The organism is Corynebacterium hiratae (assembly GCF_009708045.1).
Taxonomy (GTDB): Bacteria; Actinomycetota; Actinomycetes; order Mycobacteriales; family Mycobacteriaceae; genus Corynebacterium; species Corynebacterium hiratae.
On the sequence record NZ_VIOG01000010.1, the window covers coordinates 57199 to 69905 of the forward strand.

General features: G+C 62.6%; 10 protein-coding genes. 3 read left to right on the forward strand and 7 right to left on the reverse strand.

Annotated elements, in window-relative coordinates; translation table 11 throughout:
- Positions 1–27: 27 nt before the first annotated feature.
- Positions 28–519 (forward strand): gluconokinase, encoded by a 492-nt coding sequence (locus FME68_RS09505; RefSeq protein WP_144013094.1) that lies wholly within the window; start codon positions 28–30, stop codon positions 517–519.
- Here FME68_RS09505 and FME68_RS09510 read toward each other — a convergent pair.
- From FME68_RS09510 to FME68_RS09535, 6 genes are all read right to left on the reverse strand, one after another.
- Positions 516–1910: a GntP family permease gene (locus FME68_RS09510; protein ID WP_158397434.1), complete on the reverse strand. Its 1395-nt coding sequence runs from the start codon at positions 1908–1910 to the stop codon at positions 516–518. The genes FME68_RS09505 and FME68_RS09510 overlap by 4 nt on opposite strands.
- 50 nt (positions 1911–1960) lie before the next feature.
- A complete protein-coding gene (locus tag FME68_RS09515; RefSeq protein ID WP_144013095.1) occupies positions 1961–3136 on the reverse strand; it encodes an alpha/beta hydrolase in 1176 nt (391 codons plus the stop codon).
- 223 nt (positions 3137–3359) lie between these two features.
- Positions 3360–4742 (reverse strand): hypothetical protein, encoded by a 1383-nt coding sequence (locus FME68_RS09520; protein WP_070545273.1) that lies wholly within the window; start codon positions 4740–4742, stop codon positions 3360–3362.
- A 411-nt stretch (positions 4743–5153) separates the two neighbouring features.
- A complete protein-coding gene (locus FME68_RS09525; protein WP_046647695.1) occupies positions 5154–5762 on the reverse strand; it encodes a cation efflux transmembrane domain-containing protein in 609 nt (202 codons plus the stop codon).
- A 65-nt stretch (positions 5763–5827) separates the two neighbouring features.
- Positions 5828–7180 (reverse strand): MFS transporter, encoded by a 1353-nt coding sequence (locus FME68_RS09530; RefSeq protein ID WP_144013096.1) that lies wholly within the window; start codon positions 7178–7180, stop codon positions 5828–5830.
- A 138-nt stretch (positions 7181–7318) separates the two neighbouring features.
- The gene (locus FME68_RS09535) at positions 7319–8458 is read right to left on the reverse strand and encodes a PucR family transcriptional regulator (protein WP_158397409.1); all 1140 of its coding nucleotides are present in this window, start codon (positions 8456–8458) and stop codon (positions 7319–7321) included.
- A 131-nt stretch (positions 8459–8589) separates the two neighbouring features.
- On the opposite strand from FME68_RS09535, the gene FME68_RS09540 reads away from it, so the two are divergent.
- Both FME68_RS09540 and FME68_RS09545 read left to right on the forward strand, forming a co-directional pair.
- Positions 8590–10182, forward strand: coding sequence for an amidohydrolase (locus tag FME68_RS09540; RefSeq protein ID WP_144013098.1), 1593 nt, complete (start codon positions 8590–8592; stop codon positions 10180–10182).
- 9 nt (positions 10183–10191) lie between these two features.
- A complete protein-coding gene (locus tag FME68_RS09545; RefSeq protein WP_158397410.1) occupies positions 10192–11418 on the forward strand; it encodes a M20 family metallo-hydrolase in 1227 nt (408 codons plus the stop codon).
- On the opposite strand, the gene FME68_RS09550 is transcribed toward FME68_RS09545, so the two are convergent.
- Positions 11415–11861 (reverse strand): MarR family winged helix-turn-helix transcriptional regulator, encoded by a 447-nt coding sequence (locus FME68_RS09550; RefSeq protein WP_328287799.1) that lies wholly within the window; start codon positions 11859–11861, stop codon positions 11415–11417. The two genes, FME68_RS09545 and FME68_RS09550, sit on opposite strands and share 4 nt — an antisense overlap.
- Positions 11862–12707 lie beyond the last annotated feature (846 nt).

Here is a 12707-nt window from a genome sequence, read left to right on the forward strand (position 1 = left end):
GATCGGGTGCTGTCTTAAGGAGGATTGATGCGCAAGCACGTGGTGATCATGGGAGTCTCGAGCTGCGGTAAGTCCACGGTGGGGGAGTTGCTGGCGCAGCGCACCGGCCTGCCCTTCCGGGATGGGGACGATATGCACCCGAAGGCGAACATCGAGAAGATGGCGTCAGGACAGGCGCTTGACGACGCCGACCGCAAGCCCTGGCTCGAATCCATCGGCCGCTTTCTCGCGGACCAGGACGCCGGGGCCATCGTGGGCTGCTCCGCGCTCAAGCGCTCCTACCGCGACATCATCCGTGCCGCGGCACCGGATACGTTCTTCGTGCACCTGCACGGCTCCTACGATTTGCTCAAGGAACGCATGATCCAGCGCTCGGGGCACTTCATGCCGGTTTCCCTGTTGGACTCGCAGTTCGAGACGCTCGAGGAACTGCAGCCGGGGGAAGCAGGCATCGTGCTGGATGTCAGGGCTGCCCCGGAGGAACTTGCCGCCGCGGCGGCCGAGTACCTGCAGGTCTAGAGCAGCGCGGCGGCGCCGTAGAAGATGAGGACGACGCCGAAGCCGATCGCGGAAATCAGTGCCTGGTTGACGGTCCATGTTCGCAGGGTGGTGGCTACGTCCATGCCCATGAGCCGGCCGACCAACCAGAAGCCGGAGTCATTGACGTGGCTGCCAAAGACGGAGCCCGCCGCGGTGGCGAGCGTGATGAGGACCAGCTGGATTTCCGTGAAGCCGCCTGCCTCCACGGCGGGCACCATGAGCGCTGCGGCCGTGGTGAGGGCAACGGTGGCTGAGCCCTGTGCCAGGCGCAGGGCAACCGCGATGAGGTAGCAGGCCAGGATGACGGGGATGCCGAGTCCGGACATAGAATCCGCCAGCGCGTCACCGATGCCGCTGGTGCGCAGCACCCCGCCAAACATGCCGCCGGCACCGGTGATGAGGATGACGGAACAAATCGGACCGAGCGAAGACTCCACGGTCTTTTCGATGGCGCTCTTGCTTTCCCCGCGGCGCAGGCCCAGCACGGCCATCGCCGCAAGAGTGGTGATCAGCAGGGCGATCGGGGTCTGGCCTAAGAAAATGAAGAAGCGCACCCATGAAGCAGCGGGGTCGACGAGGCCAGCGGTGCCCAGCGTGGTTAGCCCGGTATTGCCAAAGATAAGTACCATGGGGATGAACAGGATGCTGAGAACTGCGAACGGGGAGGCTGGGCGCGCCGGCAGTTCCGCTTCGCTCACCAGCGCGCCGGTGACCGCTTCCTCAAGGCGGTAGGGGTACTTCTTTCCTAGGTGGAGCCCGAAGCGGTAGCCGGAGAGATACCACGTGGGCAGCGCGACGAGGAGACCGAAGATAAGGATGAGGCCGATGTTCGCGCCGAAGAACTCACCAGCCGCGACAGGTCCCGGGTGCGGTGGGACAAAGACGTGCATGACGGAAAAGGCTCCGGCGGCGGGGATGCCGTAGGCCAGAACTGGGCCATCCAAGCGCCGGGCGACGGCGAAGATGACCGGCAGCATCACCATGAGGCCCGCGTCGAAGAAGATGGGAAAACCCATGATGAGGGAAGCCACGCCCAGCGCCAGGGGCGCTTTGTCCTCGCCGAAGAGTTTCACGAGGGCGTCGGCAAGCGTCTTGGCACCGCCGGAGGTCTCCGCCAACCGCCCGATCATGGCGCCCAAGCCCACCAGCAAGGCCACGGAACCCAACGTCGATCCGAAGCCGCTCATCATGGTGGGCACCACGCCGCCCAGCGGGATTCCCGCGGCCAACGCAGTCAGCGCGGAGACCGTGACGAGGGTGACGAAGGCGTGCACCTTGAAGTAGATGACAAGGACCAAGATGACCGCAATTGCAGCCGCGGCGATGCCGAGAAGGGGTCCTGTCGTAAGTGTGGGTTCCCACGTATCCATGACATTCATGGATGCTGATTTTACTAATGCAACGTGCGGTGATCTAGGGGCTACACCCCGAGGGCCGGGCCCACCGTGGCCCAACTGATGGCCAGCTCACGTCGGAACAGCCCCCACGTGTGGCGCCCTTCCGGAAGTTCGTAGTAATCGAGGTCCACGCCAGCTGCGGTGGCTTGCTTGGCGTAGTAGGAACTGCACCAATAATCCAACCGCTCGTTGAGGCCTAGTGCCGGCAGCGGTGAGTCCTCAATGTCGACATCAAAGTCCGCCGGGCCACCGCGTGAGACGATGACAAACGTCTTCCTACCGTGCTGCTTATCGAGGTTGAGAACCGGAGAATGCCGAGCCCACGCCGGATCCCACGGCGCACCAAAGGAGCGCGCCGGGTCAGTGCCGTAGAACGCCGCGCTGACCCACGCGAAGCCTTGCGCGACAACACCCGTGGTCGAGGGGCAACCGGAGATGGAACCGGCTACCTTGAACCGCGGATCATAGGTGGCAAGTTCGAGTGCTGGGCCGCCAGAGTTGCTCACGCCCGCGATGCCGTCGGTACCGTTGCCGTGAAACTCGGCGTCGATAAGCTGCGGGAGCTCCTTGGTCAGGTAGGTGGCCCACTTGTACTTTCCGTGCGTGTCGTGCGGCTGGGCCCAATCGGACATCATTGAGCCATAAGCACCGCGCGGCGAGACAACATTGACCTGCTTGTCCTGGAAGAACTCGGAGGCTCCTCCGCCGTCCCACCACAGTGCGTCCTCGCCTCCTCCGGCACCACCGAGCAAGTAATAGGTCGGGCGGGGCTGAGTATTCTCCAATCCACCCGGCGGGAGAATGATGTCGTTGGTGATGACGCGGTCCATGGATGGTGAGTAGGCCTTGAACTGCCACACGTTGTCCTGGATGTGCTGCAGCTCGCGCAGCTGTGCCGGCGCGGCGGTTGCTGGTGGGCGCGTGGCTTCCGGCGCTACGACGGGAATCTTTAACAGCTGGAGTAGTGGTCCCCATACGGCAAAGATGTTCTCCGCGAAGAGCACGGGTGCCAACGGACCCAGCGCGATGGGATCGAGGGCAGAGGAGTGCTGATCAATGTCTGAGACCTCGCTGCTCAGCGAGTCTGCTGAGTGCGCGGATTCAACTGAAGACTGCGCATGTGCGAGATGAGTGTGGGGAGGAGAAAGAATCAGCCCCACCGAAAGAAGGCCCGCGAGTGCGGTGCGAGAGGAAAGCATTATCTCAGAATATCCAACGAACGTTGCATCGCCCGCATTAGTGCATTAGTAGATAACAGCATTAGTAGATAACAGCGCTAGTGGGGCTGGGCGCGGAAAACTCCAAACCGGAGAAACGTAAACCCCCGACCGCATGGGGGCGGTCGGGGGTTTACGCACTCTCTCGCAGCCGGACTAAGCGCCGGCGGGCTGCACACTCGTTATGTAGAGGAGGGGCTGTTATTTAGAACAGGCCCTCAGCCTTCTTGCCGGTGTCCTTGACGGTGATCTCGCGGGAATCAACGTTCTGGTCGTTGTGGGTGGACTTGTCACCGTCGAGGCGGGAAATCTGGGTGACCTCGATGTAGTTCTTCAGGCGGCCTTCCTTGGTGTTGCCGTCGCCGAAGTCCAGGTTGGCAACGCGAGCGGACTCGCCAGCGTTAATCGGGTTGGCCAGGGTGACCTCGAAGGAGCGGGTGGAGGTCTTCTCGTCGAAGCCCAGGTCACGGATGTGCGCACCATTGGAGGAACGCGGGGTGATCAGGCGGTCAACACCCTTCGGGCCCTCAGCGGTCTTGACGTCAACGCGGTACTGAACTGCCGGGTAGTTGCCGTAGTAGCGCTCGGTGCCGACGTTCTCCAGGCGGAGAGCAACGGTGCCTGCGAAACCTGCGTGCTTAGCGCCAGAGGTGGTCAGAACCGGCTTCAGGTCCAGCTTCTGCTTAGCCTCATCGGTCTTGCCGTTCTCGACGTCCTCCTGGACCTTCTTGTCGGCTTCCTCTTCCTTCTTGCCTTCGGCCTCGGAGACAACCTTCTCCTCCGGAGCAACCTCGTTGTCCTTGATGACCTCAGCGTCAGCCTCCGGGGACTTCTCCTCCTCAACAACCTTCGGGTCGTTGACGTCGGTGGTGTTCTGAGCGTCCTTGTTCGGAGCGTAGGAATCCGCGATGTCGTCGTACAGCTTGACGCGAACCTCGTTCTTCATCGGCTGCATTGCGGACCAGAAGGTCGGGGTGGACCAGGTGCCGTTCGGCTTGCAGTACTGCTGGGTGCCGGTCATGTTCAGAACGCGGAAGCCGTAGGTGGCCTCACCGGTGTGGTTCGGCGGAACATCGTACGGGCCGATGGACTGGCCAGCCTCCCAGGAGAGGGAGTAGGACGCGGAAGCGCCGAGCTTGGTGGCGATCTGGTGGGAGATGCCGAAGGAGCCCTCAGAGTTCTTGCCGGAGCCCTTGCCACCTGCGTTCATGGAGGTGGTCTCAGTGCGGTCACCGTTGACGGACAGGGTGATGGACTGGGACTTGGACAGGTCCTGCTGCAGCGGGATGTCCTTCTTGGTCTGGTTGGTGGTGGAGATGGTGCCTGCCGGCATGAAGTTATCGGTCACCTTGTAGACTACGGTGCGGTGGTCCTCCCACGGGTTGCACACCGGGCGCGGGTTGAGCACGTTGGCCTTCATGTGGTCGGAGCCGTGGCTGGTGTGGACGATGGGGAGCTTGGCGTTAACAGCCGGGGTCTCCGGGTAGGACTCGGTGTGGGTTGCTGCGGATGCAGCCGGTGCGATGAGGGCGGTGCCTGCAATCGCGAGGCCGGCGATGAGGCCGGCGGTACGACGACGCTTGGTCATGATTGTTCTCCTGGATGAAAAAGTTTGGGGCAATGTGGTGACGCACTGTGGTGGCGCTGCGTATGCGCTGTAGTGCTCAGTGCGTGACGTGAAGCAACGATAAGGTGACTTTCAGGATCGCGCACCCTAAGGATTGTTTATATTTTTGGATAGCGAAGTATATTTCGATAGGGTGACGCGAAGGTGAACAATTGGCTAAGAAATTTGCGCCGACCTTGGTTTTGTCCAACTAGACCGTATTCTGGGAAAACGTCTCTTTGACCATTCGGTCACAAACTAAAGAATGACCCCATACGGGGTAGAAAAAGGTTGCGCGCAGCGCTTATTGCCAGGCCATTTTTAGCCCCAGGGGTGCGCGCGGGATTGCGCGCAGGCCCGAGGGTTACTTAAAAAATTCTTAGGGATGGTGTGTTAATCTTCTTCAATTTCCGGATCTTCGGCGCGCGCTTGCTCGAACACCTCAGCCGCTGCGCGCAGGTTAATGGTGCCGATGATGAGGCCCACCACGATGTCTGGCCACGGGCTTGCCCACACCAGCATGAGTAGGCCGGCGCCGAGAATGAGGATATTGGCGGCGACATCATTGCGTGCCGCCAGCCATGCGCCGCGCGTGAGCGCGCTGCCGTGGCGAAGTTGTATGAGCAGTACCGCGCAGAGCAGGTTGATGAGCATCGCTGCCACGGCCGTGCCCGACAACGTAAGTGGCTCAGGTACGGCGCCGGTGATGATCTTCCATATCGCCATGCCATAGGACGCCAACGCCGGAATCAGGATCAGCCCGGCTAGGCCATAGCTTGCTTTGCGACGCCCCTCCGCCGACCAGCGCAGCGCGAGCAGGACGAGCGCATTGATGAGAAAGTCCTCGAGGAAGTCGGCGGCGTCAGCAAACAGTGCCGCCGAGCCGATGATGGAGGCGATGATGAACTCGCCGAAGAATCCGAGGAGGTTCAGCGCGGCGACCCAGGCGACAATGTGCCGGGCGCGCGCGTTCAGGGTAGAGGAGGAGAGTTCTTGAGACACGGCACCTGAGCTTAGTGGGCTGAGGTGCCGTGTCCCAATTTGTTTTTCTTATGAACCGTTTCGGATTAGTCGACGATGGCGACGTCGTCTTCTCGGCGGTGTTTCTCGCCAGCGAAGCCGCCGAAGGCTGTGATGAGGGCGGTCGCGGCCAGGATGATGATTCCCGGTGTGGAACTGGGGGTCTCGTTGGAAGCGTTCAACGCGGTGGCAAGGAAGGGGAGCAGCCCCGATACTGCTGACGCGATATTGGCGGAGATGGCCACGCCGGAATAGCGGACGTTGGCGGGGAAGACCTCTGAGAGCAGGACGCCTGACACGGAATAGGTGATGGTGACCAGGGACAGCCCAATGCAGACCGCAAGCGTGAGGAGAACGGCATTGCCGGTATCGATCATCGCCCACAGCGGCCACGCCATGATAGCGGTGGCAAGCGCGCCGTATCCGATAACACGACCCGGGCCAATCTTTTCACCGATGCGTCCGAAGATGATGTTGATGAAGATTTGGCACACAGCGCCGAGGAGGGTGGCGTTCACGACGGTCTGGCGTTCGAAGTCCAGCGTGGTTGTGGCGTAGGAGAGGACATAGGTGCTCATGACGAAGAAGCCGCCGATGCCGAGGAAGGCGGCCGCGGAAGCAAGGCACAGTTGTGGGAAGTGCTGCGTGAAAAGTTCCTTCAGTGAGCCTTGGTGCGCAGCCTCGTCGGCCTCAGCTTCCTCTTCGAGGGCTTTGTAGACAGGAGATTCTTCAGCCTTTGTGCGAATCCACAGTGCTACTCCAAGGAAGGGGAAAGCGATGAGGAAGGGAACACGCCAGCCCCAGGAGCTCACCGCGTCATCATCAAGCATGAGCACAAGCGCGAAGGCGCCGGAGGAGAGCAGTGTGCCGGCGGGGGAGCCGATCTGCACGAAGGCCGCGTAGCGGCCGCGCTTTTCAGCCGGTGCGTGTTCGATAGCCATGGTCGTTGCACCGCCCCATTCGCCGCCGACGGCGATTCCTTGAAGCAGGCGCAAGATGACGAGAGCGATGGGTGCCCAGATGCCAATGCTGTTAAAGGTGGGCAGAAGGCCGATGATTCCGGTGGCCACACCGATGACAACGATGGAGATGATGAGTGCTGGTCGGCGGCCCATCTTATCGCCAATCTGGCCGAAAATGACTGCACCGAGAGGGCGGGCAAGGAAGCCCACGCCGAAGGTGGCGAAGGAGGCTAGGGTGGCGCCGGTGCCTGACATTCCCGAGAAGAAGAGATCGTTGAAGACGAGCGCGGCCGCGGTGCCGAAGAGGAAGAAATCATACCATTCGAGGGCTGTGCCAACGAACGCGGAACTGGCGATACGGAAGACATCTTTTGACTCGACCTTGATTTGCTCGGGGTCAGATTGGACCGGGGCAGCCGGGGGTGGATTGGTAGTCATATCCAGGTGCTCCTTGTGTGAAGTGCGTTACCTTTCCTGGAAACGATAGGTGTAGGTCACCTGAAGGGGGATGTTCTGGCAGCATTTATATGCATCACCCCATCGACTGGGCGGCAGAAGTGTGCGGTTGCACAGGACTTAAGGTGTCGCGCGGTGCAGTGCGAGGAGCACTCGGGCCGCGTCCTTGGGTCGAGTGATATCAAGGCCGGTGAGCTCGGTGACCTGCCGCAGGCGGTTGAGCACGGTGTTGCGGTGGCAGTTCAGCGCTTCAGCGGAGTCCTTGATGGAGCCGCAGTCCAGGTAGGTGGTGATGGTTCGGTACAGCGGCGCGTTCTTAAGGCGCATCTCGGCGATGGTCTGCGTCAGCTCCGTCATGCCGCTGGCGGTGAAGTCTGCGAGGACATCGCCCGCGACGGCCCAGAGCGCATCGGCCGCTTCGGTGAGTTGGCTCAGCGGGCCGGTGGAGTCGAAGATGCGCGGCGCTTGCTGCGCCGCCGCGCGAACTCCGGCTAAGCCGATGACGTCGCGGAAAAGTATGCCCGAGATCGTCGTCAGCCCTGCGCCGGTGTCCTTTGCGGTCTGTTCGCTGGGCCTTTGGTCTCTAGGCCAGAAGGTAACGAACATCCCGCGCACAGGGTGGCCGAAGGCCTCGCCGGAGGAGATGGGGGCGTCGAGAAGCGCGCGCAATTCCACCGCCGCGGTGGGGTGCGCCACCACGACGTCGAAGTGGGTGCCAGCATCGATGTTGAGTGCGCGGGCGATCTCCGCGATGCCGAGCGTGCCCAGGGACTCGGCAGCGAAGAGCCGTTCCAGGTGCCGGGCGTGAGCGCGGTGCACGTTGTGCTGCCCGCGCGCCTCCTCCAAGCGGTAAGCATCGCGCACCACGAGGTTGTACATCGTCACAACCGAATGCACCTGCGCCACGTGGTCGATGAGCACCTCCTGGTCCACGCCGGCCGCGCGGCGGAGGTGTTCCCAGAGGACCGTGAAGTCGAGCTGGATGGCGTCGATCAGTGTGGCTAGTTCCACCCCCTGGTGCGCGCGCCGCCGGCCGAGGCTTTGCGCATGGGCGCGAAGCTCCTCCTCATCCATCGCGCCGACCAGCACGTCAGTGATGCGCGCAAAAACCTCGAAGGCTGTCAGGCGCAGCTCATCTTCGCTCACTAGGGAGTCGCCGTAGCGTCCGGAACGAGAAAAAGCGGCGAGGAAGTCCTCCACCAGCCGGGGGATGGTGCCGTGGACCTCCGCGACGATGTCGCGCCAGCGTTTTTCGTGCATATGCACAACGCTACACGCCTAGCGGTGGTGGATTGCCCTGCAGGTAGCGAGGTGGCTCACCGATCTGGCTAGCATGTGGTGACAAACACAGCACGGTCCCCGTGCAGTTCGTCAGAGAAGCAGGAGGACGCATGATCACGCGCATCGACAACGCCCATATCCTGACCCAAGACCCCGCGCGGCCGGTCACGGATGCGGTGGCCTTTGCCAACGGGTGCATCCTCGCGGTGGGGGAGGACGCCCGCGCGCTGCCCGCCGATGAGACGTGGGACGCCGGTGGCCGCACGCTGACCCCGGGCTTTAATGACGCGCATTCCCACACCGTGTGGTTTGGCCAAACGCTGCTGGAGGTGGATCTATCCCGGGCCACAACGCCAGAGGAGGTCTATTCAGCGTTGCACGATGCTGAGCCAAACCCCGATGGTTGGGTGGTGGCCGCAGGGTTCCGCCCCTCCGGGCTGGATGCGCCGGTGGAGATTGCGCAGCTTGACCACGCCACCGGCGGGGCTCCGCTGCTGATTAAGCACAACTCGGGCCATGCTTACACGGTCAACACCGCGGCACTGCGCGCGGCGGGCGTCGATCCCGCCAACCCACCCGAGGTCGAAGGCGGCGAGTTCGTTCGCGATGCCGACGGGCACTGCACCGGGCTGCTCGATGAAAACGCCATGCGCGCCATCCAAGAGGTAACCCTGCCGGAATCGGGCGAGGAGATCGCCCGCGCTCTTGAGCTGGCCACACGCCGTTACCTAGAGCGCGGTCTGACTTCCGTCACGGACGCCGGGGTGGCCGGCGGCTGGATCGGGCACAGCCCGCGCGAGATAGCCGCCTATCAAAACGCCACCCTGCACACCCGCATGCAGGTGATGGTGACCATGGACGTGCTCCACGAGATCTCCGGACACGCCTCCGACGGCCCCGGCTGGGGCCTGGATGGTGGCCTGCGCACCGGCTTCGGCGATGAGTGGCTGCAGATCGGCCCCGTCAAGATCTTCAGCGATGGCTCCCTACTAGGTACCACCGCCGCACTGACAGAGAATTACGCCTGCTGCTCCCATCACGGATACTTCCAGGGTGATCCGGAACAGATGCGCACCCGTGCGCTGCAGGCGGCGAATTCCGGCTGGTCACTGGCCATCCACGCCATCGGCGATGCGGCGGTGGATTTTGCGATAGAGACGCTGGAGGAGGCCGTCGACAAGCATGGCGTGCCCGCCATGCCACACCGCATCGAACACGGCGGCGTGGTGCGTCCCGATCAGATTGAGCGCCTGCGCGGCCAGCCCATCGTGGTGGTGCCGCAGCCGCTGTTCATCCGGGCTTTCGGCGACGCGATGACGGATGCCCTCGGCCCGGAGCGCACCGTGTGGAGCTACCCAGGCAAGCGGCTTCTCGACGCCTCCCTCATCCTCCCCGGCAGTTCCGATCAGCCCGTGGCACCCGGGGTGCCCCTGGAGGTCATGCAGGCCTTCGTGGAGCGGCGCACCGCCTCGGGCCGGGACTATGGGGCGGAGGACCGTTTGACCCCAGCCGAGGCTCTCTATGCCTACACCGCAGGTTCGGCCGCGGCGACGGGCTGGGCCGGGCGCAAGGGGCAGGTGATGCCGGGGCAGCTGGCGGATTTCGTGCTGCTTTCCCAGGACCCGCTGAATACTGACGATCTATCCACCATCGACGTGGCCGCCACCATCGTGGGCGGCGAGCTGCGCTACGGAAGTTTTTAAGGAGTAGAAATGCGAGCAACCACTAACGAACAATTCCTGGCCGATTTCCAAGCCATGTCCGCCAACGGTGCCACTCCGGGCGGTGGCGTGGAGCGCCAAGCCGCCAGTGCCGGCGATAACCTCAACCGCGCCTGGTTCCACGAGGTTCTAGAGTCCCTCGGCGCGCGCGTCATCTATGACGAGATCGGGAACCAATACGGGCTTTTTGAGCTCGCCCCCGGCGCCGAGTACGTGGGCCTGGGCTCGCACCTGGATTCGCAGCCCTTGGCCGGCCGTTTCGACGGTGCTTATGGCGTGCTGGCCGCAGCCCATGCTGCCGGACGGGTGGCGCAGTCGGGTGCCAAGGCACGCTATAACCTGGCGGTGATCAACTGGTTCAACGAGGAGGGCTCGCGCTTTGCGCCCTCCATGATGGGCAGCTCCGTGTTCGTGGGGACGCTGGCGCTTGACGACGCCCACTCCGCCACCGACCTTAGCGGCGTCACCGTCGCGCAGGCCCAAGAAGAGGCGGGCTGGGCCCCGCGCGGCGAAGCCCCGAAGCTCGCAGCCTATGCGGAAATTCACGTCGAGCAAGGCAAGGAACTTGAAGCTGCCGGCAACACGATTGGCCTGGTTACCGCCACGTGGGGTGCGAAGAAATTCCAGGCGGTGGTCTCCGGTGAGCAAGGCCATACCGGTTCCACTCTGATGGCCGATAGGAAGGATGCGCTCTTCGGCGCCTCCCTCATTATTGCTTCAGTAGAGCGCCTCACCCACGAATTTGCCGAAGGCCAGCTGCAGGCTTCGGTCTCGCAGCTAACACTGGAGCCGAATTCGCCCGTGACCATCGCCCGCGAGGTGCGCTTCAACGTGGATGTGCGCTCACCCTCCACGGAGGTGCTGGACAAAGCCCAAGCACGCCTGCAAGAGATTATTGCCGAAGCAGAGGAGGAATCGCGCACCTCAGTAGAGCTGTCGCCAACGCACGAGTGGGCACTCAACCCCTACCCGGCGGCCGGCGTGGCGCTGGCCCGGGAGGTCGTGGAGGAGCTGGGCTATTCGCACCAAGAGATCTACACGGTGGCCGGCCATGACTCGACCAACCTTAAGGAAGTGGTGCCGACGGTTATGCTCTTCATCCCGTCCGTCGACGGCATCTCACACAACGAAAAGGAGTTCACCACGGAGGAAGACTGCGTGGCTGGGCTGGACGTGCTGACACACGTGGCGCAACGCCTCGTGGAATCCGGGTGCTAGTCGTTATCGCTCCACGGTTCGTAGCCAAAGGCTTGTAGCGCGACCTCGAATCCGCGCTTCATCGCGGTGAGCTCTTCCTCGCTGAACTCGTAGGTGCGTAGGCGTACCGGGCCGGTAAGTGGGACGTGGAGCAGGAAGCGTCGGCCTTCTTCAGTGATGTCGCACAAACGGCGGCGCAAGTCCTCCGGATCGTCGTTGAGCACAATGAGATCATCACGCACCAAGCGCTTGACGGCCTGCCCGATGGTGGCTGGCTGCCACCCCAGTTCCTTGCGCAGCTGCAGGATCGGGATGGGGCCCTTCTTATCGATGAGCCGCAGAAGCGAAAGATGGGAACCGGTGATTCCGTACTCGCGGCGCGCTTCTGTGTCGAACCTGGCCCGGGCGCGTTCGAAGCGGCGGTACTCCGCGATGGTCTCAGCGATTGGATCAATATCTGTCACGTAATCAAGCGTAAAAGCTTTGGGCTGATGTCCGCAAATGTTTACAGCTGTTTACAGCGAACGGGCTAATGGAACAAAACTTCAGCGCCCAGGGCCACTCACACTGAGGGGTCACAGGGCGCTGAAGTCTCTCTATCTCTCTCTGTGTGCGTTCTCTCCAACGCACGACATCCAGTATGCAACTTATCAGTGGACAATGTGAAGCTTAGACCCACCTAAAGAGGGAGGGATGAGCTGTGAGTTTGCTGTGCCGGTCACATTCCGCTGGTTATCGCCACCGAAGTGCGGTGGAGGCTGTCTGGGGAGTTGCCCCCCGGGGTTAATAATTGGGGTTATGGGGATCCAAAGCTGGACGGATTAAAGGGCCGTTGTGAGCGGGGGAGCTTTTCGACCACAAGGCGGTAGGAGTCTGTCACGAGCTCTGTAAGAAGCTGCGCGGTGAGCTTGGGTTCCGGGTGCACAGACACCCGGTGCCGCTTGTTCATGTGGTAGCGGATATTGAGGCACGCTTGCGCTAATTCCATACCCCCAGACCTGAAACCCGCAACCACCAGATGGGAGGTGGGGCGTCGCCAAGTGCTAGGCGACGCCCACCTGCAGGTTGCGGGTTTCAGGTCTGGGGAAATGCGCCAAGCGGCGGACGCCCGCACCCCTTCGGCGACGCTGTACGTAGCGGTGGCAGACATGTCGGCCTCCTAGGCTGGACGCCGAGGCGTCTCTGGGCATAAAAGTGGCTAGGTGAAAACACCGCTGGGCCCCTCCCGCGATCTCTCGGGGGAGGGGCCCAACGGCGTCTCTATCAAGTCCCTCCGATTATCGGCCGCAGGCCGCCCTCCGGAGGGTGAG